Origin of the sequence: Natrinema pallidum, assembly GCF_005890195.1 — an archaeon.
GTDB lineage: Archaea > Halobacteriota > Halobacteria > Halobacteriales > Natrialbaceae > Natrinema > Natrinema pallidum.
Genome location: NZ_CP040637.1, coordinates 2,771,853 through 2,792,575, shown reverse-complemented (window position 1 = coordinate 2,792,575; position 20,723 = coordinate 2,771,853). Strand labels below are relative to the sequence as shown.

Below are 20,723 nucleotides of genomic sequence, written 5' to 3'. Positions count from 1 at the left end.
CACGGGGGGAGACGAAGGCGCTTTACGCTCCGGGCCGCTTTCGTCCCCTAATGAGTAAACCCACGCCCGACGTCTACGAGCAGGGCAAGGGCATGGACGCCCACAATCAGGCGATGCGGGAGATCCGCTCCCGCAAGGAGGCCAGCTACGACCCTCACGAACCGACCCGCGTCTGGCTCGACGAGGACAACACTCCCGACGGGGTCAAGACGAGTCTGACGATCATCCTCAACACCGGCGGCTGTCGGTGGGCCCGCGCCGGCGGCTGTACGATGTGTGGCTACGTCGCCGAAAGCGTCGACGGCGGCTCCGTCTCCCACGAGGCACTGATGGACCAGATCGACGTCTGTCTCGCCCACGAGGACGAGAACGCCGACGAGCCCGCCGCACTCATCAAGATCTACACCTCCGGATCGTTCCTCGACGAGCGCGAGGTCAGCGCCGAGAGTCGCCGAGCGATCGCCGACACCTTCGCCGACCGCGACCGCATGGTCGTCGAGTCGCTCCCCGACTTCGTCGACCGCGAGAAGATCGCCGACTTCACCCAGCACGGACTCGACACCGACGTCGCGATCGGCCTCGAGACGGCGACCGACCGCGTGCGCCACGACTGCGTGAACAAGTACTTCGACTTCGCCGACTTCGAGGACGCCTGCGCGGAAGCCGCCGCTGCAGACACGGACGCGGGCAGCGACACGAAGGCCGGTATCAAGGCCTATCTCCTCATGAAGCCGCCCTTCCTCACGGAAGCGGAGGCCGTCGACGACATGATCTCCTCGGTCGAGCGCTGTGCCGATGTCGAGGGTTGTCATACCGTCTCGATGAACCCGTGTAACGTCCAGCGGTACACGATGGTCGACGATCTCTACTTCGAGGACGGCTACCGGCCGCCGTGGCTCTGGTCGGTCGCCCACGTCTTGGCGGAAACGGCCGACGCCGACGCCATCGTCGTCTCGGACCCCGTCGGGCACGGCTCCGACCGCGGTCCGCACAACTGTCAGGAGTGTGATGACCTCGTCCAGAAGGCGATCAAGGACTTCGACCTGCGCCAGGACCCGACGGTCTTCGAGCAGGTCTCCTGTGACTGCGAACTGACCTGGGAGACGGTCATCGAGCGCGAGCGAAGCTTCAACCAGCCGCTGACCCGGTAATCCGGCCCCTCGCCGACGATCACGCGGGGCGACGGACGTGACTACGAGCCGACGCTGATCCTCACGGCACGCCCGTCGAGAGCGTGGTGTTGGAACGACCTCGAGCCAGCCGTCTCGATCGCGTCGGCTTCCCGGTGGTCGCCGTTCCGGAACCCGCGATCGCCGCGCTGGGTGCGGGCTCGTACCCCTTGGCGGTAGCTCGGGCTTCTACGAGCGGGGAGTAAAACGGGTTAATCGCCGGTCGCCGGTTCGTCCGACGCCGACCGGACCGATTCCGCGTCGGCGCGCGGAATCGCGAGCGTCACGACGGTCCCTCGCGGCTCGTTGTCATGGAAGGTGAGTCGGCCGCCGGCCTGGGTAACGACCCAGTTGACGAGCCAGAGACCGAGCCCGCTCGCGTGGCGGAGTTGCGTGATCTCGCGGTCGCCCTCGAGGAGTTCTCGCTCCTCGGGTGGGATACCGGGACCGTCGTCGGCGACTGTCAACGTTAGTTCATCCTTGTCCGGCCGGTCACACACCGTCACGTCGACGGACGGCCGCGCTCGGTCGTTGTGTTCGACGGCGTTCTCGAGCACCTGAAAGACCGCCGCTCGGAGGTACTCGTCGGCGCGAGCGAAGGCTCCGTCCGGCAGCGAACAGGTGACCTCGACATCGGGATGGGTGTTCTCGAGGCGGGCGACCGCCCCTTCGACGGCCTCGGTGAGGTCGACGGGGCCGGCCGCGACCGTCTCACGGTCGAGGACGCGTTCGACGGTCCGGGTCTTCTCCGCGAGTCCGATGAGTTCGCTCGTTCGGTTCTGAATGGTCTCGACGTACTCGCTGTCGGCGTCGTCGACCGCGTCCACGAGCATCTCCGCACAGCCGTTGATGATGTTCATGCCGTTGCGCAGGTCGTGGCGGAGGACGCGATTGAGTATCTGGAGGCGCTTCTGGCGCTGTTTCTGAGCGGTGATATCGGTATAGAGCCCGAAGCCGCGGTCCGACGATCCGTCCATCTCCATCGGAACGACCCGCAGCCGGAAATCGCGCAGGCCGTCCGCGGTTTGGCGTTTGACCTCCGCCTCGCCGATCTCACCGCGGTTACCCCGGCGATTGAGGGTATCGGACTCGGCCCGCCGATCGGGCGGCACGATGACCTCGTCGAGCGACGTTCCGACGAGATCCGCCTCGTCGTAGCCGAAAACCCGTTCGAACGCCGGGTTGACGTCCTCGACGATCGGGCCGTCCTCGAGTCGGCTGACGCTGACGACGGCGTCGGGGACGTTTTCGAACAGCGCCGCGAACCGGTCGCGTTCGGCTCGGAGTCGTTCCTCGAACGCGATCCGGTCGAGCGCATCGGTGACGTGTGATAGTAACAGCTCCGTCAGTTCCTCGTCGGCCGCCGTAAACGCGTCGGGCTCGGAGGAAACGGCCTGAAACACGCCGTGATCGCCGATCGAAACGCTCAGCACCGACCGGCAGTCGTCGATGCGGGCCGTGATCCCGTCGTCCGACTCGGTCTCGTCGACACGGGAGGCTCGTCGCGATCGATACGTCCGGCCGGCGATTCCCTCGTCGAACGGGCGTTGCTCCCCGTGCTCGATCTCGAGACCGGATGACGCGGCTTCCGTCACGATAGACCTGCCACAAATCCTGTCGACGAAACAGCGATCGAAGCCGAGGACGTCTTCGGCCGCCTCGACGGCCACGTCGTAGATCGCCTCCCGGCTCTCGCAGTCTTCGAGCCGAGAGGCGACGGTGTGGAGGCCCTCGATTTTCGCCTTTCGATCGACCAGTTCCCGCTCCATTCGCTTGCGATCGCTGATGTCGCGGGCGATACCGACGGTGCCTTCCATATCGCCGTCGGACCGCAACAGCGCCATACTGACTTCGGCGGGAATCCGTTCGCCGTCGGCCCCGGTCAGCGTGACTTCGCACGTCGCGGTACGCTGCTCGCCGTCGGCCATGAGCTCCCGGACGCGTTGCCGTCCGCGTTCGGCGCTCTCGTCGGTGAGTATCCGCGAGACGTGCTCGCCGAGGAGTTCGTCCCGTTCGTATCCGGTCTTGTCTTTCATCCCGTCGTTGACCTCGACGAACCGGCCGTCGCGATCGAGTTGGTAGACACAGTCCCCGACCGTCTCGACGACCGTCTTCGTCCGCTCGAGTTCGCGGTCGTGTGCCGCTCGATCGAGCGCGGCCTCGGCGGTCGTCGCGAGAACGTGGATCAGGTGGAATTCGGCATCGCTGAGTTCGTTCGATCCGACCGAGGCGACCGATAACATGCCGTGATCGCCGAGCGGCTGGAGGAGCGAGTTCCCTACCTCGATCTCGATCTCGTACGGCAGTCGGTCGCTCGAGACGTTCTCGACGACGGTCGGTTCGCTGTCGGTGTAGGCGTCCCAGAGGGTGGCGCTGTCCGGCCCGATCGGCGGAATCTCGGCAGTGTTGATGTCGAGTAACGACGTCGTCCCGGCGAGTTCGAGGGTCTCGCTGTCATCGTCGTAGAACCTGATCGCACCGAGCGGTCGGTCGATCACGTCTTCCGCCGCCGTCATCACGATGTCGGCGATTTCGTCGGTCGACTCGGCCCGCAGTAGCTCTCGGGTCGTGTCCTGGAGTGCCTCGAGCGCGTTCGTACGCTTGCGCTCGGCGGTCACGTCCCGGACGAACGACAGCACGCTGCCGATCTCTCCATCGTCGTCGACCAGCGGCGTGTTCAACCACTCGCAGGTGATCGCCGTCCCGTCCTTGCGGACGTTCGAGTCGATCCGACAGAACGACCCGTTATCGGGTTCGTTGTCGGCGATCCGCTCGCGCAACTTCAGGACTGTGTCGCGGTCGGCGTCCGGAACGAGCAGGTCGACGGCGGATTCGCCGATCGCCTCCTCGGCCGTGTACCCGAACAGATCGGCCGCGGCCGGATTCCAGGTGCGGACTTCGTACTCGAGCGTCCACTCGATGACCGCGAGCGGCGACTGTTCGATGAGCGACTCGAGTCGGTCCGAGTCGGCGTCCCCCGACGATGCGGCGTCGATGGCAAGGGTGTTCGCGGGCGCGGGGCAGGCGTCGGGCACCGGTTCCTCGAGTAACGCGTCCAGCCGATCGACGAGCGTCTCGACCCCCTGCGAGCGGGGGACGTAGCCGTCCGCTCCCGCCGCGACGACTGCACCCGCGAGCCGTTCGCTTCCGTCGCGGGGAAAGACGGCGATCGGGACCGCGGACCGGCGGTCTCGAATCATCCGACAGCAATCGACGGGGTCGGCGTCCGAACGTGCGCTCGCCGCGATCACGACGCCGTCGACGTTCGGGAGCCGCTCGAGGCACGCATCGACCGTCCGAACCGACTCGGTCGACACGCCGTGCTCTTCGAGAGCGCGCGCCACGTCCGCGGCATCGTCGCCGACGACGACGACTCGAGTGGTTGGTCCAGTGGTGGTGCCCATGCCCCTGTATTCCGGTCGGCTTCAACGAACCCGTCCCATATGACTGTTCCACTCAGTTCACGAACTGAGTCGCCGTTGTTATCGTTCACGAATTCGGAGAAAAATCTTCCCTGAGGCCTCACACGGTTGAATTACCGTTCAAAGCCGCGCAGGATGCCCTGCCCGTCGGTCGGGCCGACATCGGGCAGCGTCGCGCGCTCGGGGTGGGGCATCAACACCGCGACGGAATCGCGGTCACCGAGGATGCCGGCGACGGCGTGCTTGGACCCGTTCGGGTTCGCTTCAGGGGTCGGGTCGCCGTTCTCGTCGCAGTATCGGAAGAGGATGCGTCCCTCGTCTTCCAGTTCGGTCAATCGGTCGTCGTCGATCTCGTAGCGACCCTCGCCGTGCGCGATCGGAATCTCGATGACTTCGCCCGCGTCGTAGGCGGCGGTCCAGGGCGTGTCCGCGCGCTCGACGCGCAGGGAAACGTGTTCACACTGAAAGCGCGCGCTCTCGTTGGTCGTGAACGCGCCCTCGGTGAGCCCGGACTCACAGCCGACCTGAGCCCCGTTACAGACGCCGAGGACGGGAACGCCGTCGGCCGCGGCCGCTCGAACCTCGGTCATGATCGGCGAGCGAGCCGCCATCGCGCCCGCACGGAGGTAATCGCCGTAGGAGAAGCCGCCGGGGAGGACGACGCCGGTCACGTCCGCGGGGAGGCCGTCCTCGTGCCAGACGATCTCGGTGTCGATCCCGAGGTGTGCCAGCGCGCGCTCGGCGTCGCGATCGCAGTTCGAACCGCCGAACCGAATGATTGCAACGGTCATCTACCGCTCGGTGACCTCCACGTCGTAGTCGTGGATGGTCGGGTTCGCCAGCAGCCGTTCCGCCATCTCGTCGGCGCGCTCGCGCGCAGCGGCCGCGCCGTCGGCCTCGAGGTCGACCTCGAACCGGTCGGCCGACCGCAGGGCCTCGAGTTCGAAGCCCAATCGCTCGAGGGCTTGCTTCGTGGTCTCGGCCTCGGGATCCAGCACGCCCTGTTTGAGTCGAACGGTCACCGTCGCGGTATAGGCGGTCATTACCTGTTACCCCGTAACCGTGCTCAAAAACGCTTTCGCCTTGACTCCGTAATGCACGTTCGTGGATACTGGTGGGCCACGCGGCGTCGAGTACGGCTCGGTCGGTCCGAACGGACAGTCCGCCGACCTGAACTGACCACTACCTTCATTGCGGGCGACGTGTAACCCCTCCGACAGCCATGGCGGCGGACGAACAGAATGCGGGGGATTCGCACGCGCCTCTCCGGAAAGCAGGACTTTTAGCCGCCCGTAGACTGCAGTCCGTCGTGATGAATCGCAATTCGCTCGAGCGGAGGTGGCAGCGTTGACGACCGACGTAACCGAAATTACGGTTATCGGGGACGACGACACCGGATTAGTCGCGAACGTGACCAGCCTCCTGTTCGAGCGCGGAGTCAACATCGAGGACCTCGATCAGGCGGTCCGCGACGGCGTGTTCCGGATGTATCTCGCCGTCGACACCTCCGAAATGGTCTGTACCGAGGCAACGCTTCGGGAGGACCTCCACGATGTCGGCGACGACCTCGGACTCGACGTGCAGGTCCGCTTCCCCGCCGACCGCGAGACCCAGCAGATCGCCGTCCTCGTCACGAAGGAGAGCCACTGCCTCGAGGCCCTGTTCGAGGCCTGGGCCAACGACGAACTCGGCGCGGACATCGGCGTCGTCATCGGCAACCACGACGACCTGCAACCGCTGGCCGAACACTACGACGTTCCCTTCCACGACATCGGCGACGAGGGCGGACAGCAAAACGAGGACGAACTGCTCGAACTCCTCGGGGAGTACGATGTCGATCTGATCGTCCTCGCGCGGTACATGCGCATCCTCAGCCCTAACGTCGTCTTCCGCTACGAAGACCGCATCATCAACGTCCATCCTTCCCTGCTCCCGGCGTTCCCCGGCGCGGAGGCCTATCGGCAGGCCGTCGAGGAGGGCGTTCGGGTCGCGGGCGTCACGGCTCACTACGTCACGACCGACCTCGATCAAGGGCCGATTATCACGCAACGCGCGTTCGACGTCCCCGACGACGCCGACGTTGCGGAGATGAAACGCCGCGGCCAGCCGCTCGAGGCCAGCGCGCTGCTCGAGGCCGTCCAGTTGCACCTGAACGGCGACGTTTCGGTCCATCGCGGTCGGACATCGGTCCGGGAGAACGGCACCCAGTACCAGCTCGGGCTCCCCGACGAGATCGACGAGTTCACGCCGGATCGGCCGGTCGACGGGATCGGCAGCGCGGTCGCCGACGATTCGTAATACTCCTGGAGGGGGCCATCGTGAATCGGTCGGCGGCACGGTCGGTGACTGCCTCGGAGCCCGCTCGGTGTGACCGTCGGCCGACGCCGCCTCGCCGCCGACTCACGACGCCGCAGTAACCACTGCCCCGTTTTTTACACCGATCGGACGGTCCTCGGACGATCATGTGTACAGCAACGGGCAGCGGTTCCGACGACCGTGAGACCGTCGGGGAACCGACTAGCCGCAACTATTTTATTGTTTTAGGCAAGCCTAAAACCATGGACGACGATCTGCCAGGGGATCGCAGGCCAACGTGGTCACCCGTCGCTTCGTCGCTCGTCTCCCGTCTCGACGCGTCTCACGAGGACCGCCAGCGACCCGGCCGCGATCACCCCACTCGGCGCGCATGACGGACGCGTCTCAGTACTTGCTCGTCTGTTATCTCGCCGCTCGAGACGGCGGGGAACCGGTCGCACCGGGACACGTCGCGGACGAACTCGATCGGTCGCCGGCGGTCGCAACGGAAACGCTCCAGCGACTCGAGACGCAGGGGTATCTCACCTACGAGCCGTACGAGGGGGCGACGCTCACCGCCCAGGGACGGGAGACGGCCGCCGACCTGTACGAAACCTACGTCGTCCTCTCGGCGTTCTTCCGCGACGTGCTCGACCTCGCGGAGCCCGACCGGGAGGCGATGGCGCTCACGGGAAGCGTTAGCTCACTCGTCACCGAACGGGTCGCCGAAACGCTGCTCGAGGACGACGACATCGACGTCTCCGCCTGATCACCGTCGTCGAAAACTGCAGGAGAGAGACCGCGGCCGTTAGTTCGTCGCCGACTCGAGGACGAGCGTGTCGTCTTCGAGGTAGTGTTCGATGTGGTGGGTGTGTTCCTCGATGGTCTCGAGTTGCTCGCGGAGCATCTGTGCGGTGGCGTGGTCGCCCAGCCCCGCCGTGAGCTCGATGTGTTCGCGGTAGCTCTCGATGATATCGCCCATCATCTCGAGGTCGTTCGCGAGCGACGTCCGGATGTCGTAAACGTCCTCGTCCTCGGGCTCGACGGTGGCGTTCTCCGCGAGGGTCGTCATGCTCGCGTGCGGAACGCCGCCGAGCGCCTGGAGGCGTTCGGCGAGGTCGTCGGCCGCCACTTCGACGTCCTCGTAGACCTCCTGTAGGAAGACGTGAACGTCGAGGAACTCCGCGCCTTCGACGTTCCAGTGGTGCTTGTGGAGCTGGTGGTAGAGGACGTACGCGTCCGCGAGGTCACGGTTCAGCGCCTCGACGATCTGCTCTGCCTTCTCGGGCTCGAGCCTGAGCGCGTTCTCCTCGACGGTACCGGCTTCCTGTTGGACGGTCTTCTGCGTATTCATCACAGCTAGTCCTTGGAGTCTCGTACACATATAACTTTTCAATTCAATAATATTTTTTCGTGCGACCTAAAATCGGTTCGCCGCCGGCACCCGCCTCGCGTGGGAGATCGAACGGCTATTCCGCGTTCGATTCGGAGCGATCGGTATGGATCTCTCGATCGTGGATCTCGCGCCGGTCCCGGAGGACGGCACCGCGACTGATGCCTACGAGAACACCATCGAACTCGCGCAACTGGCCGAGAACCTCGGCTACTCGCGGTTCTGGATGGCCGAGCACCACGGCATGGCCGACTCGATCGCGAGTACAACCCCGGAAGTCCTGATCGCGCGTCTCGCAGCCGACACCGACGAGATCCGTGTCGGTTCCGGCACGGTTCTGCTCAACCACTACCAGCCGTTCAAGGTAGCCGAAACGTTCGCGTCCCTCGATGCGCTGGCTCCGGGCCGCATCGACCTCGGACTCGGCCGGGCGACCGGCATCCCCGCCGCCGACCGGGCGCTGGGAACCGACCGCCAGAGCGGGGACCCCGACGCGGACCACGCCGAAAAAATCGAATCGACCGTTACCCACCTCCACGACGGGTTTCCGGACGAGCACGCGTACGGCGACTTGACCCTCCCTCGCTCGGCCGATAGCGTCCCCGAACCGTGGGTCCTCGGGTCGAGCCCCTCGAGCGCCGAAATCGCCGGGAAGCTCGGCCTCCGCTACTGTTTCGCGGGGTTCATCCGGCCGACCCTCGCCGAGCGCGCGTTCGAAACCTACCGGGAGCATTTCGACCCCTCACCGCTCGGCGCGGGACCCGACGAACCCGAAGGGATGCTGGCGATGAACGTCGCCTGTGCGGACACCGACGACGAAGCGGCTAGACTGCGCGCGACCGCCGAAGCGTCGTACAAGCGGCTGCGACGCGGCGTCGTCGGCTCGCCCCCGTCAGTCGAGGCCGCGATCGACGAACTCGGCGGCGTCCCGGAGCCGACGCCGAACCCGCTTCCCGACGGCGACTGGCCGCGTTCGATCTCGGGGAGTCCGGAAACCGTGCGCGACCTGCTCGAGCAACTGACCGACCGTGTCGGGGTCGAGGACGTGATCGTGCAGAATATCATCGCCGACCACGACGACGTGTTGCGCTCGCACGAACTCCTGGCGGACGGCATCGGGCTCTGAAACGGGCCCCGCTACTCGCCGAAGACGGAATTGAAGAACTTCCGTTCTGCCGTCCGGAGGTGCTGGTTGAACGTCGCCGGCGCGATCCCGAGCCGGTCGGCGATCTCCTCGCCGGTGCTGCCCCGCGGCCAGTCGAAATAGCCCGCGAAGTAGGCCGTCTCGAGCGCCGCCCGCTGTTTCTCGGTCAGGTCCTCCTCGAGGACCGACGCCGAGCCGGAGTCGGTGCGCTCGCTGCGTTCGGTGGTCCGCTGGGCGAGATAGGTGATGTCGTCGCGCTGGTTTCTGATGAGTTCGATCATCCGACGGGTGTCCCGACCTCGCGGGAGTTCGACGACGAAGCGAAACTCCCCGTCGGCGATCGTCGCCGAGGCGACGCGACCGCCGTGGGTCGCGATCGTCTCGAACAGCGAGACGGCCGCGGGCGCGACCAGTTCGAACTCGAAGTCGTCGCGCCTGACGGAGAGGAACCGAACGTCGCCGATCCCATCGGTGTCGTCGACGGCGTCGCTGAACGCCTCCTGAGAGATGCCGTGTGCTGAGCCGTAGGCCAGCAGCGCCTCGTCGCCGCCAACCAACTGTTCGAACGCGATCGTACACGACTCGGTCGCCGAGAGTTCGACCAGCGGTTCGGCCATCGCCTCGACGCGGAACTCGAGTTCGACCACGGCATCGCTGACCAGTGCGTCCCTGCGTTCGATCGCGGTGATCGCGTGGGCGATGATGTCGCCGATCCGAGCGAACACCCCGGTCTCCAGCCCCTCGAACGCCCGCGGCGACGACGAGTACACGCTCAACACGCCGTAGACGAGGTCTTCGTGGATGAGCGGAATCGCTGCCGATGACCGATAATCACGGGCACGCGCCTGCTCTCGCCACGGTCCGAACTCGGGGTCCGTCCGGGCGTCGTTCATGACCTGCACCTGTCCGGTCCGAATGGCCGTTCCGGCCGGCCCGCGTCCGCTCTCGTCGTCCTCGGCGACGGAGACGTCTATTTCGTCGAGGTATCCGTCTTCGACGCCGGCCGCCGCCTTCGGGACGACGCGGTCGCTTCCGGGATTGACGCCCCCGATCCAGGCGAACCGATAGGCGTCGGACTCGGCGAGCCGATCGCAAACCTCCTGTTCGAGTTCCGCCCGCGTCTCGGTCGTGATCACCGCGTGGGTGATGTCGTGCCCGATCCGGTTGAACCGGTTGAGTGCCTCGAGATGTTCGCGCTGCTGGCGGCGTTCCCGCTCCTGACGGGCGCGTTCGATCGCGTGGTGGATCGTCCGTACCAGCAGTTCGCTCGTCACCTCGTCTTTGACGAGGAAGTCCTGCGCGCCGCGTTGGATCGCCTCGACGCCGACCTGCTGGTCGCGGACGCCCGTCAGGACGACGATCGGCGTCTCGTCCGTCTCCTCGTGAACCCGTTCGAGGGTCGCCAGCCCCTCGCTGTCGGGCAGGTTCAGATCGAGCAACACGATGTCCGTCGGCTCGGCGTCGACCATCTCGAGGCCGTCCTCGAGGTGCGTTTCCCGCGACATTTCCGGCGTCTGCCCGGTCGATTCGATGGGACTGACTCGCTGGGCGAGCTCTTCGGTATCCCGGAGCATCTCCTCGATCAGCCGGGCGTCGCCGGGATTGTCCTCGATGAGGAGGACGCGGAGCGTGTCGGCGGTCTCCCCGTCCCGTTCGGTCTCGGTCCGGGCGTTCGTCTCGCTCATCACGAATCACCCTCCGGCGGAAGCCGAACGACCGAAAACCAGAACTTCTCGAAGGCTCGGACCGTCTCGATGAACTCGTCGGGATCGACGGGCTTCGTGAGGTAGGCGTTCGCGTGGAGTTCGTAGGATTTGACGACGTCTTCTTCCGCCCGCGAACTCGTCAAGACGATCACCGGAATCGATCGCAGTGCCGGGTCCGCTTTGAGTTCCTCCAGGACCTCTTCGCCGTCTTTCCCGGGCAGATTGAGGTCCAGGAGGACGAGATCCGGGTGCGGTACGTCGGTGTACGGCCCCTGCCGTCCGAGAAAGTCCAACGCCTCGGTCCCGTCGGAGACGACGTGCAGGTCGTTCTCGATCCGGCCCTGCTTGAACGCTTCCTTGGTCAGGCGAACGTCGCCGGGATTGTCCTCGACCAGCAGGATCTGTGCCGGCTCGGCCCGAAAGCGGTCCGCGTCACTCATGATTCTGGAAATCCGCGTCGATCGCGTCGGTCGCTCCGAAAGGCGTCGTCACCTCCGGGACGGCGGGCAGTTCGACCGCGACCGTCGCCCCTTCGCTGGGAGCGGCGTCGTGGAAACTCGTGCCGTCGTCGCGCTCGATGCTGTCTGACGGAGCGTGATTCCGGTACCGGCAGACGCCACGTGGCCGTGGGGCCGCTCGATCATCCGGCAGGCGCGATCGTGCCCACCCGGCTCGATCTCGGTCCCTCGATCGCGCACTGAACGCAGCCATGTTTCCCCACCGTTCTCCGCGACCGCGGATGTTGGGGGTCGGTCGCCTGTGGGGCCAATCGAGGTCGGTCTCGCGGTCGACGGCCTCCTGGCACCGGCTCCGAGAACGGGAGTGGTCTGACGAAGGATCGGTGGCGGCCATAGTACGACTCGAAAGGCGATCAGGCGGTGTAAACCTAGCGCCGAATCCGGTCGAAACGAACACTCACGTCGCGATAACAGTCGTGACCGACGACCCATCGCTCGCTCGAGCCGAACGAAAACGCCGGGGTCAGTCGACCGCTCGCAGTCGAATCGCGATCCCGTCGGGGTCGGTGAACTCGATACCGTCGTCGACTGCAGTGACCGACACGCCGTTGCCGACCAGTCGCGCCCGAACCGTGTCGACGGCACCCGCGTCCGGCACGAGGAGTTCGACCCACTCGAGACCCAGTCCGCCGTTCGGCGTCGACCGGCGGTTCCACGTGTTCAGCCCGACGTGATGGTGATAGCCGCCCGCCGCGAGAAAGCACGCCCCCTGTCCGAACGCCATCGAGACGTCGAACCCCAGCGTCGCCGCGTAGAACGCTCGCGCGTCCTCGAGCGACGACACCTCGAGATGGACGTGGCCGAGGGTCGTCCCGTCGGGGACCAGTTGTGATCCGACCGACTCCGTCGCGTCGTCGGCCGCAGCAGCGAGGGCGGCGATATCGAGTGGATCGCTGGTCGCCCGGATCGAACCGTCCTCGGTCCGCGGCCACGCGTCCTGCAGCCGGTCGCGGTAGATCTCGACGCCGTTGCCCTCGGGATCGGTACAGTACAGCGCTTCGCTAACGCCGTGGTCGGTGGCTCCCGCGAGCGTCCAGCGGTCGCGAAGCCGCGCTACGGCGCTCCCCAGCGCCTCGCGCGAGGGGACCCTGAACGCGTTGTGATAGAGCCCGGTTTCTCGCTCGCCGCGTGGCTCGGCGTCGGGGTCCTCGTACAGGACGAGCAGCGGCGTCTCGGCGACGCCGAGCGTTGTTCCCGTCCCGTCTCGGTGCTGGACGCGAAGCCCGACGACATCGCGGTAGAATTCGATCATCGCCGCCAGATCGGCGACGGAGAGTGCAGTCCGCCCGAGGTGGGTGTCGTCCGGCAGCGACGGGGATCGGCTCATACGTTCCCCACGGGAGCCCCGTAAGTGGCCCTTTCGGCCCCGGACGATCCCTGGATGATGGTGTCGTTATCGCTCGTCACCCTCCTCGCCGAACCCGCCGACGAGGCGAGCGGTCCGCCTCGACGCTTGCCGACGGCCTCGATCATACCGGACCGGTTCGGCCTCGGTGTTAATAAACGACGCCGGGCCAGTTCCGATAGTTCCGAAAGAATGTTCTCGATTTGGTATCGCAGTATATCGTTTATCCACTCGCCAGAGCCTCCGTCCCCAGGTACGGTGGTGCGGTCGCCAGAAACCGGATCGCGAAGCGGGCCAACGGCCGAACGCTATCGAAACCGGGCCGGACTCCTGACGGGCCGTGAGACGGAGGAACGGCTCCGGGGAGTCGTCGGACTCGACTCGAGTTGCCGCCGGCGTCGGTGAGTCGAACCCGTGTCGAGTCGCCCGTCGGGAAAGCGATCGAGACCTGTCCGCTAATCGGCGCTCCGTGGAACTGCCTACCGGATCGGACCGAGAACCGAACGGCTGCAGTCCGACGGCTCACTGCCGGGGTTTGTGGCGGGAAGCGGCGTACTGCCAGGGTCCGGAACTGGCGTCAGTCACACACGACTGTGGACGGAGAAGGCCATAGACGACGAGCAACCACGGAGATCGTCGAAATCGGACTTCGCCTCGATCCGGTCGAATGGATCGGCGGTGCGTGTGACAGGACGAGAGCGAGCGTTTTCCCGAAACTGAACTGGGGCGATTGACCGCGTGTTGTCCCGGTATCCGAGCCCCTCTGTTCGAGACGGGAGCACTCCCATTTCTCGCCGTTACTAAACGTCTGGAGCAATACGGTCCGTGTTCGGACTCGAGCACACGACGGATCGACGAAGCGACCTAATCGGAGATTGCCCGGGCGCGACGGGCACGAATGGAGTTCGAAACGGTTCGCGAGCGACGAGCAATCGGTCGCTTCGGTGTGGCGGGTCGCGAGCGGCGCTCGATACGAATCGCATACTAATATCGGCAGTCGGTGGCGGAGTCGTATGAGCATGTATCCGACGGACTCGTTCGAGGACGACATCCAGCGGCGCGTCTACGAGTACGTCGAGCGTAACGGAGCCGTCACGCCGGCCGAGCTGGCCCGCTCGATCGAGATCGACGGCGGCCGCGCACACTCGAAGCCCGCCCGATCGGGGACCTACACCGATACGATCGCGCCGGAACCGAACGAACTCCGATCGTGTCTCGAGGCGCTGCAAGCCGACGGCTATCTGGCCGAAGTCGACGGGAAATACCGGCTCGCGCTCGACGCGACGACGACCGACGTGGACTGCGAGGACGGCGTCGTCACCATCCGGTCGGCCCGCGAGGAGGACCGGGAGGGCGTCGTCGAGACGATGCGGACGGTCGCCGACGACGGGGCGTACGTCGTCGCCGAGAACGTCGCGACGGAACTCGAGCGCGAGTCCGCACTCGTTCGGGCCAACGAGGAGCGGTCGCGGGTCTTCTTCGTCGCGGTCCGTGGGGAGCGGCCGGCAGACGAGGAGTCGACAGCGAGCGAGCCGGCGGCCCCGGACGACGGCGACGTGGTCGGGTGGTTGCACGTCGACGCGCCCGAACACCCGTCGCTTCGCCACACCGCGGAGGTGACCGTCGGCGTCGATCCCGCCGCCCGGCGACAGGGAATCGGCTCCGAACTGCTCGAGTACGGCCTCGAGTGGGCCGCGGAGGCCGGCTACCGGAAGCTCTACCAGAACGTCCCCGCGACCAACGAGGCGGCGATCGAGTTCCTCGAGGAGAACGGCTGGGACCGCGAGGGCGAACACGAGGGGCAGTACTGTCTCGACGGCGAGTTCGTCGACGAGATCATGCTGGCGACGTGGCCCTGACTCCGGAGCCCGAGGAAAAACTGGTCCCCCGTCAACCCGTCCCGCCACGGCGTGTGCCGCCGCATACCGTCTTGGCCCGAGCGGGACGCGAAACGGTTCGGGTTGCCATCACGATAGTCCCGAAGCGGCTGATACGACTCCGAGTGGTGTCTCGGCAGCGGATCGATCGAATCCGGACCGGGATCATTTTTTGCCGGCCTGGCCCATACCGAAGCGTATGGAGGAGATTTCCCTCGGCGTTCCGGAACCGATACTCGACCGACTGCCGGCCGACGACGAGACCGTCGCAGCGGACATGCAAAAAGCGGTCGCGGGCTGGGAGACGCAGTGCAATCGACTCCTCGAGGAGGCCGACGACGAACGCGAGGCCGCCGGGAACCTGCTCGAGGCGATCGATCGGTTCGAGGAGCGGTACGAGACCTACGACGCGTTCGTCCCGGAACTGCGGGCGTGGGGACAGTCGCCGATCTACGCCATCGCGTGGCGGACGCTGTACGCCGACGTGATCGCACAACTCTACGATCACGACGATCTGGGCGAGCACCTCGATCGGGAGCGGAACGCGCGGCTGGTCGAGGACGGGATTCGATTGCAGGACCTGTAAGCGTCCCCGACCCCGCCCCGGCCCCGGCCGACCGGTCCTCGAGCCAAGCGTTGAACTACCGGGCCGGACTAGCGGAGGTATGGACTTCGCTGTGTCCCGGACGGGAACGACGCTGGTCACGCTCCACGGCGGCTCGGAGACGACCGCCAGTGACGAGGCGATGGCGACGCTCGCGGACACGTTCGAGACCCTCGCCGCCGAGGGGGCGATCGCCGACTGGGAACTCGGGGACACGGAGGTTTACGAGCACCCGACGGGTCCGTTCGATCCGTACACGATCGCACTCGAGTTTTCGGTGACGGTAACCGTGGTGGCCGCCGACGCCGACGACGCGGTCGAGAGCGGTGCGAGCGCGATCGACGCAGCGCTCACCGACGCCGACGTTGACGTCGTCTCGTACGCGTCGTCGCCGACGGCGTCGGCGGTCTGAACCGAGTCGGCCCGGTCGTCGGCTCGACTCACGGAACTCGACCGCTCCATCGCTCGAACTTATGTCGTCCGGACACGAGTATCGAGTATGGAAATCGATCTCCGGTTCTTCGCTACGTTTCGGGACGCCGTCGGGGAGAAGGAGCGACCGCGCACGGTCGCCGACGACGCGACCGTCGGCGACGTCCTCGCTGCCCTCGAACGCGAGTACGACGGCCTCGAGGGGCAGTTGCTCGAGGACGGGGCGATCAGACCGCAGTTGAGCGTGTTGAAAAACGGTCGCAACGTGGTCCACATGACGGGTGTCGACACGCCGCTCGAGGCGGGCGACGTCGTGTCGGTGTTTCCACCGGTCGCCGGCGGGTAACGCCGGGGACGCGGCGCGCGCCGCTCACGTCCCAGCTATTTTTAGCAACGTAAGACGGATATCAGATATGCTCGATGCGGTCGTCGAACTGATAGCCGAGTTGGGATTCGACTGGCTCCTCGGGCGCAACGACCGCCGGACGCTGACCCAGCAGTTCTGTCTGTTCCTGGGGCTCGTCGTCGGGTTGATGGCGGTCGCCGTCGCCGTCGTCAACGGGCCGGCGTACGGCATCGCGGTTGGACTCGTCGCGCTCGGACTGTTCTACATCGGCCTGTGACCGGCGGCCGATCGGGATAGGGGGCGGCGTCGATTTCGAGAACGCTTTAGGCCTCGTTCAACTCGACACGAACGTGACGAAAACCGACGGGGACGATGCGGAGTACGATTCCGGCGGCGCTACCGCTCACCCAGAGAACGCGTCGGTCGGCGAGGCCTCGACGAGCGACGGGACCGAGGCGATCACCTTCGACCGATCGGGGATTCGGGCCGGCTTTCTGACCTGTCTCCCGATCGCGCTCGGCGTCGGCGGTTACGGGATCGCATTCGGAATGCTCGCACGTCGGGCGGGGCTGAGCGTCGCCGAGGCGGCGCTGATGAGCGCCACGGTACTCGCCGGTGCCGCTCAGATCATCGCCGTGGAGCTCTGGGCGGAGCCGATCCCGGTCGCGGCGATCATCATCGCGACGCTCGCGATCAATCTGCGCTACTCGCTGATGGGCGCGGCGCTGGGTCCCTGGCTCGGCCGCCTCTCGCCGCTGCGGAGTTACGGCAGCCTCCTGGTGATGGCCGACGAGAACTGGGCGTTGACGATGCGCGAATTCCAGTCCGGCAGCGGCCGGGGCGCGTTCCTGCTGGGAACCGGCATCGCGATGTGGGTCTTCTGGGTCACGTCGACGATTATCGGGGCGGCCGCCGGCGGCATGATCGGCGATCCGGCCAGCTACGGCATCGACTTCGTCCTCGCTGCGGTCTTCGTCGCGCTCGCCACCGAACTCTGGGAGGGCCGGTCGACGCTCGTCCCGTGGCTCGTCGCGCTCGCAACCGCCGTTGTCGCCGCAGCACTGGTCCCCGGCCAGTGGTACATCCTGCTCGGCGGCTTCGCGGCCGCCGCCGTCGAGGTGGTTCGCCATGATGGGTGAGGGTGCCCTTGCGCTCGATCCGCTGGTCGTCGGTGTCGTCCTCGCGATGGCGCTCGTGACGGCACTGACGAAAGTCGGCGGACTCTGGCTCCTGCGCCGACTCGAGGTGAGCGAGCGTCTCGAGGCGGCATTATCCGTGCTGCCGGGTGCGATCGTGATCGCGATCCTCGGACCGGAGCTGGCGGCCGGCGGCCCCGCGGAGTGGGGCGCTGCGGGCGTCGTCTTGCTGGTCATGTGGCGGACGGAGAGCATCCCGCTGTCGCTATGTAGCGGCGTCGGGACCGTGGTCCTGTTCCGGGCGATCCTGTAGTACCACCGCGTGCCGGTACCGGCGAACGCGAATTTATCCGTTCGGGTTCCCAACGACCGGTATGGGAACCCGTATCGAGCGCTCCTTTCGGGGCATCTCCGAACGGCTCGTCGTTCGCTATCTCACGAATCTGGGCGGTGAACGTGCCGCCGAGGACACCGTCGCGGGCGACGGCTGGACGGCGACGTTCTCCTCCGAGTCGGTCGCCATCGGTCCCTCGCTGACGCTGACCGAGGTGACGATCGTCTTCGAGGGCGACGAGGATACCCTCGAGCCGCTCGTCGAGCAGTTCGCACAGAAAGCGATGCGTGCAGGTGGATAGATGGCGGGCCAGCCGATCGAGGGGCAGGTGCTCGCGCTCACGGCCGCGAAAGCGAGCGTCCCGCCGGCCCGGTTGCCCGACCTGCTCGAGCGCGCACAGACGGTTCTCGCGCCGAAGCTCGACCGGTACCGCCGGGAGTACGAACGCCTCCACGCGACCGCCGACCGGGACGTGTTCCTCGTCGACCGGGGTCACTGGGCGGAGATCGGCGCGGCGATTGGGGAACGCGACCGCGAACTCTCAGCGATTCGGCGCGCACACGAAGAGCAGCTGCTGCGGATCGGCCGACGAACGGACCGGGAAGGCGAGTTCGAGACGGCCCTCGAGATACGGGACGCGGTCGTAATCGGGACGAGCGGAACCGAGGCACGCGGCGACCACGGACCCGACCTCGAGTGACCGAGACGACGGCGGCTCGACGCGGCGCGTGATGGAACCGCAACGACGGTCCTCGCGGTCGATGACAACTATAAAGATCGTGTTTCACCTTTGGGGAACCACCCAGACGATGGCTATCGACCAGGAAACCGAGATGACCGACGCGGAGATCGACGACTTCCTCAGTCGTCACGAGACGGGGGTGTTGTCGCTCGCACGCACGGACGAACCCTATGCGATTCCGATCTCGTACGGCTACGACGACGACGATCGAGCGTTCTACATGCGGATGGTATCGACGCCGGAGAGCGAGAAGCGCCAGTTCCTCGAGTCCGAACCCGACGCGCGACTCGTCGTCTACGACGAGGCCGACTCGGCATACCGGAGCATCATCGCGACCGGAGCCCTCCAGAGCATCGAGCCGTCGGCGCTGACGCCCGACGAGATTGCCCAGTACGGTGATGCAAAACGGCCGCTGTTCGAAATCTGGGCCGACGGAAAGGACGCGCTGGACATCGAACTCTACCGCCTCACCCCGGCGACGCTCAACGGACGGCGGACGGAAATCAACCGCGAGGAGTGAGACGCGGAGACCGAGACGCAAACGGGATCGATCGCGATGGGAGCGGGATCAGTTCGTCTGCTGCTCCGCGACGAACGCCGCCGGCGTGACCGACGCCCCACAGACCGGGCAGCCGTGTGACAGCGTGGCCTCACGCATCGATTCGTTGACCTCGATTTCCTGCCCGCACTCCGGGCACGTGAACTCGTATCTACTCATGTCAGGGGTGAGCCGCGTGAAACTTCGCCTGTATACCGTATAGCTGTGTGTCCAGTATATATAGGGTTGCGGTTCGATTCCGGTTCCCTATAGGTCCCGGTACGTTCATAGGGCTCGAGCCATCTCGCCCCGGGTTCGGGATCGGCGACGCGAGTCGAAGGAGGGGGCTCACCGCTACTCGTGATCGAGAATCGCGTCGAGCAGTTTCGTCTGGGCCGCCGCGAGATGTTCGGTGAACGTCGTCCCGGTAATGCCGAGTTCGTCGGCGACTTCGCCGGCGTTGGCCCGCTTGGGGTGATCGAAGTAGCCCATTCGGTGGGCCGTCTCGAGGACTTCGGTTTGGCGGTCGGTCAGCGTGCTCCGGTCGACGAAGACGAGGTTGCGGTCGTCGTGGTCCTGCTGGGACTGTAGCAGTCGCTGGACGTCGAGGGTCGCGTAGCGCTCGCGCAGGTCGCCGATGATGGCCTGGAGCGCGTGCATATCCGGCGCGTGAAAGGTCAGGTACAGCGCCGCCCCCTGCGTGCGGATGTCGACCACCGGGCAGTCGTGTGCCTCGATACACTCGCAGGGGCAACCCTGGCCGAGATCGCGCTCGTATCGGTAGACCGCGCTCGAGCCATAGGAGAAGATCGGTGATAGCGCCGCGTCGACATCGAACTCGTCGGGATAGCTGTCGGCCTCGAGCATGAACTCCTCGGTCATGCGGTCGGGCGCGGACGGATTGGTACTGCGCGAGACCGAGTTGACTCGGCCGTTCGTCTCGGCGGAGGCCTGCGCGACGACGCAGTCGAACGGGTCGTCGATTTTCACTTCCGCACGAATCCCCGAAACCATTACTCACTGCTGGGAAGGCCGGCCCCCTAAACCCTGTGCCCGCGACCCGTGAGTGGATCGATCACGACGACCGGTACGCGAGCGGGGTGCCACACCGCGAGTCCCGCGGCCGGCCGTCGGGCCCGCTCTTCCGTCGAGGAAACACGCAGGGCCGCCCTGATCCAACACACGCGACCTCATATAAAGGACCCTGTATTTATTGGGAGTCATTACGAGGGGGTCGGGTCGATACTAGAAGATACAACAGATGTCCGCTACGAACCCCGACGCCCGGAAACACGGATGGCAAACCGACGAATCAACCGATCCGAAGGCAGTCCTCGCCGCACTGGACGACGACGCCTGTCGAGCCATCCTCGAGGCGACGACCGAGAAGCCCCTGACGGCCACGGAGGTTTCCGAGGAGTGTGACATCCCGATGTCGACGGCCTACCGAAAGGTCGAGATGCTGACCGAGGCCGACCTGGTCGACGAGAAGGTTCGGATCAACACCTCCGGCAAGCACGCGACCGAGTATTCCAAGAGCTTCGACGACGTGCTCGTCTCGATCGACGACGGTAGCGTCGCAATCGAACTGACCAAGCCCGACGCCGAAGCCGACATCGGCTCGACCTACGCCGTTGCCGACGACTGATTCTCCGTCTCGCCGTCCACTCTCGTCGTCAGCACTGGGCCGTTCGGAGCGGCACGGACTGGAGACGGACAGAC

At 66.0% G+C, this 20,723-nt stretch carries 24 protein-coding genes; 15 read left to right on the top strand and 9 right to left on the bottom strand.

Annotation, left to right across the window (positions count from 1 at the left end; all coding sequences use genetic code 11):
* The first annotated feature begins 50 nt into the window (after positions 1 to 50).
* Complete coding sequence (locus tag FGF80_RS13840) at positions 51 to 1,151, top strand: archaeosine biosynthesis radical SAM protein RaSEA (protein WP_138654657.1); 1,101 nt, start codon at positions 51 to 53, stop codon at positions 1,149 to 1,151.
* A 230-nt stretch (positions 1,152 to 1,381) separates the two neighbouring features.
* Here FGF80_RS13840 and FGF80_RS13835 read toward each other — a convergent pair whose 3' ends face one another.
* From FGF80_RS13835 to purS, 3 genes are all read right to left on the bottom strand, one after another.
* Positions 1,382 to 4,573: a PAS domain S-box protein gene (locus FGF80_RS13835; RefSeq protein WP_138654655.1), complete on the bottom strand. Its 3,192-nt coding sequence runs from the start codon at positions 4,571 to 4,573 to the stop codon at positions 1,382 to 1,384.
* Positions 4,574 to 4,704: 131 nt separating this feature from the next.
* Positions 4,705 to 5,382 carry a phosphoribosylformylglycinamidine synthase I gene (gene purQ / locus FGF80_RS13830; protein ID WP_138654653.1) on the bottom strand — a complete coding sequence of 226 codons (678 nt, stop codon included), beginning with the start codon at positions 5,380 to 5,382 and terminating at the stop codon, positions 4,705 to 4,707.
* Positions 5,383 to 5,634: a phosphoribosylformylglycinamidine synthase subunit PurS gene (gene purS, locus FGF80_RS13825; protein WP_130171622.1), complete on the bottom strand. Its 252-nt coding sequence runs from the start codon at positions 5,632 to 5,634 to the stop codon at positions 5,383 to 5,385.
* A gap of 304 nt (positions 5,635 to 5,938) precedes the next feature.
* Here purS and FGF80_RS13820 point away from each other — a divergent pair, with 304 nt between their 5' ends.
* Both FGF80_RS13820 and FGF80_RS13815 read left to right on the top strand, forming a co-directional pair.
* On the top strand, positions 5,939 to 6,889 hold the full coding sequence (locus FGF80_RS13820; protein ID WP_138654651.1) for a formyltetrahydrofolate deformylase: 951 nt from the start codon (positions 5,939 to 5,941) through the stop codon (positions 6,887 to 6,889).
* A 388-nt stretch (positions 6,890 to 7,277) separates the two neighbouring features.
* Complete coding sequence (locus FGF80_RS13815) at positions 7,278 to 7,655, top strand: metal-dependent transcriptional regulator (protein ID WP_138654649.1); 378 nt, start codon at positions 7,278 to 7,280, stop codon at positions 7,653 to 7,655.
* Positions 7,656 to 7,694: 39 nt separating this feature from the next.
* On the opposite strand, the gene dpsA is transcribed toward FGF80_RS13815, so the two are convergent.
* Complete coding sequence (dpsA, locus tag FGF80_RS13810; protein WP_006187096.1) at positions 7,695 to 8,240, bottom strand: DNA starvation/stationary phase protection protein DpsA; 546 nt, start codon at positions 8,238 to 8,240, stop codon at positions 7,695 to 7,697.
* A gap of 145 nt (positions 8,241 to 8,385) precedes the next feature.
* Between dpsA and FGF80_RS13805 the strand changes: the two genes are divergently transcribed.
* Entirely contained in the window at positions 8,386 to 9,405 is a 1,020-nt protein-coding gene (locus FGF80_RS13805; protein ID WP_138654647.1) for an LLM class flavin-dependent oxidoreductase, read from the top strand.
* An 11-nt stretch (positions 9,406 to 9,416) separates the two neighbouring features.
* Here the strand turns inward: FGF80_RS13805 and FGF80_RS13800 are convergent, their stop codons facing one another.
* The 3 genes from FGF80_RS13800 to FGF80_RS13785 all read right to left on the bottom strand — a co-directional run bounded on the left by FGF80_RS13800 (position 9,417) and on the right by FGF80_RS13785 (position 12,974).
* A complete protein-coding gene (locus FGF80_RS13800) occupies positions 9,417 to 11,108 on the bottom strand; it encodes a bacterio-opsin activator domain-containing protein (protein WP_006187098.1) in 1,692 nt (563 codons plus the stop codon).
* Positions 11,108 to 11,569 carry a response regulator gene (locus tag FGF80_RS13795; RefSeq protein ID WP_006187099.1) on the bottom strand — a complete coding sequence of 154 codons (462 nt, stop codon included), beginning with the start codon at positions 11,567 to 11,569 and terminating at the stop codon, positions 11,108 to 11,110. Before FGF80_RS13795 ends, FGF80_RS13800 begins: the two co-directional genes overlap by 1 nt.
* Positions 11,570 to 12,110: 541 nt before the next feature.
* The gene (locus tag FGF80_RS13785; RefSeq protein ID WP_138654643.1) at positions 12,111 to 12,974 is read right to left on the bottom strand and encodes a VOC family protein; all 864 of its coding nucleotides are present in this window, start codon (positions 12,972 to 12,974) and stop codon (positions 12,111 to 12,113) included.
* A gap of 1,031 nt (positions 12,975 to 14,005) precedes the next feature.
* On the opposite strand from FGF80_RS13785, the gene FGF80_RS13780 reads away from it, so the two are divergent.
* From FGF80_RS13780 to FGF80_RS13735, 10 genes are all read left to right on the top strand, one after another.
* Entirely contained in the window at positions 14,006 to 14,851 is an 846-nt protein-coding gene (locus tag FGF80_RS13780; RefSeq protein WP_006187102.1) for a GNAT family N-acetyltransferase, read from the top strand.
* 217 nt (positions 14,852 to 15,068) lie between these two features.
* Positions 15,069 to 15,455 (top strand): hypothetical protein, encoded by a 387-nt coding sequence (locus tag FGF80_RS13775; protein WP_006187104.1) that lies wholly within the window; start codon positions 15,069 to 15,071, stop codon positions 15,453 to 15,455.
* Between the two features lie 79 nt (positions 15,456 to 15,534).
* Positions 15,535 to 15,885 carry a hypothetical protein gene (locus tag FGF80_RS13770; protein WP_138654641.1) on the top strand — a complete coding sequence of 117 codons (351 nt, stop codon included), beginning with the start codon at positions 15,535 to 15,537 and terminating at the stop codon, positions 15,883 to 15,885.
* Between the two features lie 87 nt (positions 15,886 to 15,972).
* Entirely contained in the window at positions 15,973 to 16,251 is a 279-nt protein-coding gene (locus tag FGF80_RS13765; RefSeq protein WP_006187106.1) for a ubiquitin-like small modifier protein 1, read from the top strand.
* 67 nt (positions 16,252 to 16,318) lie between these two features.
* Entirely contained in the window at positions 16,319 to 16,528 is a 210-nt protein-coding gene (locus FGF80_RS13760; protein ID WP_138654639.1) for a hypothetical protein, read from the top strand.
* 73 nt (positions 16,529 to 16,601) lie between these two features.
* Positions 16,602 to 17,390, top strand: a complete 789-nt coding sequence (locus FGF80_RS13755; RefSeq protein WP_394348242.1) for an AzlC family ABC transporter permease — start codon at positions 16,602 to 16,604, stop codon at positions 17,388 to 17,390.
* Positions 17,380 to 17,700, top strand: coding sequence for an AzlD family protein (locus FGF80_RS13750; protein ID WP_394348241.1), 321 nt, complete (start codon positions 17,380 to 17,382; stop codon positions 17,698 to 17,700). Before FGF80_RS13755 ends, FGF80_RS13750 begins: the two co-directional genes overlap by 11 nt.
* Positions 17,701 to 17,761: 61 nt before the next feature.
* Positions 17,762 to 18,022: a hypothetical protein gene (locus FGF80_RS13745; protein ID WP_138654635.1), complete on the top strand. Its 261-nt coding sequence runs from the start codon at positions 17,762 to 17,764 to the stop codon at positions 18,020 to 18,022.
* Positions 18,023 to 18,421, top strand: a complete 399-nt coding sequence (locus tag FGF80_RS13740) for a hypothetical protein (protein ID WP_006187111.1) — start codon at positions 18,023 to 18,025, stop codon at positions 18,419 to 18,421.
* 109 nt (positions 18,422 to 18,530) lie between these two features.
* Entirely contained in the window at positions 18,531 to 18,983 is a 453-nt protein-coding gene (locus FGF80_RS13735) for a pyridoxamine 5'-phosphate oxidase family protein (RefSeq protein WP_006187112.1), read from the top strand.
* Between the two features lie 48 nt (positions 18,984 to 19,031).
* On the opposite strand, the gene FGF80_RS13730 is transcribed toward FGF80_RS13735, so the two are convergent.
* On the bottom strand, positions 19,032 to 19,181 hold the full coding sequence (locus tag FGF80_RS13730) for a DUF7560 family zinc ribbon protein (RefSeq protein WP_006187113.1): 150 nt from the start codon (positions 19,179 to 19,181) through the stop codon (positions 19,032 to 19,034).
* Positions 19,182 to 19,355: 174 nt separating this feature from the next.
* The gene (locus FGF80_RS13725) at positions 19,356 to 20,015 is read right to left on the bottom strand and encodes a helix-turn-helix domain-containing protein (protein ID WP_006187114.1); all 660 of its coding nucleotides are present in this window, start codon (positions 20,013 to 20,015) and stop codon (positions 19,356 to 19,358) included.
* Between the two features lie 247 nt (positions 20,016 to 20,262).
* On the opposite strand from FGF80_RS13725, the gene FGF80_RS13720 reads away from it, so the two are divergent.
* Entirely contained in the window at positions 20,263 to 20,649 is a 387-nt protein-coding gene (locus FGF80_RS13720) for a winged helix-turn-helix domain-containing protein (RefSeq protein ID WP_006187115.1), read from the top strand.
* Positions 20,650 to 20,723 lie beyond the last annotated feature (74 nt).

Excerpts from the sequence above, each read along its gene's own strand:
- FGF80_RS13840 (WP_138654657.1), top strand. The coding sequence starts at position 51 with ATGAGTAAACCCACGCCCGACGTCTACGAGCAGGGCAAGGGCATGGAC.
- FGF80_RS13835 (WP_138654655.1), bottom strand. The coding sequence starts at position 4,573 with ATGGGCACCACCACTGGACCAACCACTCGAGTCGTCGTCGTCGGCGAC.
- purQ (WP_138654653.1), bottom strand. The coding sequence starts at position 5,382 with ATGACCGTTGCAATCATTCGGTTCGGCGGTTCGAACTGCGATCGCGAC.
- purS (WP_130171622.1), bottom strand. The coding sequence starts at position 5,634 with ATGACCGCCTATACCGCGACGGTGACCGTTCGACTCAAACAGGGCGTG.
- FGF80_RS13815 (WP_138654649.1), top strand. The coding sequence starts at position 7,278 with ATGACGGACGCGTCTCAGTACTTGCTCGTCTGTTATCTCGCCGCTCGA.
- dpsA (WP_006187096.1), bottom strand. The coding sequence starts at position 8,240 with ATGAATACGCAGAAGACCGTCCAACAGGAAGCCGGTACCGTCGAGGAG.
- FGF80_RS13805 (WP_138654647.1), top strand. The coding sequence starts at position 8,386 with ATGGATCTCTCGATCGTGGATCTCGCGCCGGTCCCGGAGGACGGCACC.
- FGF80_RS13800 (WP_006187098.1), bottom strand. The coding sequence starts at position 11,108 with ATGAGCGAGACGAACGCCCGGACCGAGACCGAACGGGACGGGGAGACC.
- FGF80_RS13795 (WP_006187099.1), bottom strand. The coding sequence starts at position 11,569 with ATGAGTGACGCGGACCGCTTTCGGGCCGAGCCGGCACAGATCCTGCTG.
- FGF80_RS13785 (WP_138654643.1), bottom strand. The coding sequence starts at position 12,974 with ATGAGCCGATCCCCGTCGCTGCCGGACGACACCCACCTCGGGCGGACT.
- FGF80_RS13780 (WP_006187102.1), top strand. The coding sequence starts at position 14,006 with ATGAGCATGTATCCGACGGACTCGTTCGAGGACGACATCCAGCGGCGC.
- FGF80_RS13775 (WP_006187104.1), top strand. The coding sequence starts at position 15,069 with ATGGAGGAGATTTCCCTCGGCGTTCCGGAACCGATACTCGACCGACTG.
- FGF80_RS13770 (WP_138654641.1), top strand. The coding sequence starts at position 15,535 with ATGGACTTCGCTGTGTCCCGGACGGGAACGACGCTGGTCACGCTCCAC.
- FGF80_RS13765 (WP_006187106.1), top strand. The coding sequence starts at position 15,973 with ATGGAAATCGATCTCCGGTTCTTCGCTACGTTTCGGGACGCCGTCGGG.
- FGF80_RS13760 (WP_138654639.1), top strand. The coding sequence starts at position 16,319 with ATGCTCGATGCGGTCGTCGAACTGATAGCCGAGTTGGGATTCGACTGG.
- FGF80_RS13750 (WP_394348241.1), top strand. The coding sequence starts at position 17,380 with ATGATGGGTGAGGGTGCCCTTGCGCTCGATCCGCTGGTCGTCGGTGTC.
- FGF80_RS13745 (WP_138654635.1), top strand. The coding sequence starts at position 17,762 with ATGGGAACCCGTATCGAGCGCTCCTTTCGGGGCATCTCCGAACGGCTC.
- FGF80_RS13740 (WP_006187111.1), top strand. The coding sequence starts at position 18,023 with ATGGCGGGCCAGCCGATCGAGGGGCAGGTGCTCGCGCTCACGGCCGCG.
- FGF80_RS13735 (WP_006187112.1), top strand. The coding sequence starts at position 18,531 with ATGGCTATCGACCAGGAAACCGAGATGACCGACGCGGAGATCGACGAC.
- FGF80_RS13730 (WP_006187113.1), bottom strand. The coding sequence starts at position 19,181 with ATGAGTAGATACGAGTTCACGTGCCCGGAGTGCGGGCAGGAAATCGAG.
- FGF80_RS13725 (WP_006187114.1), bottom strand. The coding sequence starts at position 20,015 with ATGGTTTCGGGGATTCGTGCGGAAGTGAAAATCGACGACCCGTTCGAC.
- FGF80_RS13720 (WP_006187115.1), top strand. The coding sequence starts at position 20,263 with ATGTCCGCTACGAACCCCGACGCCCGGAAACACGGATGGCAAACCGAC.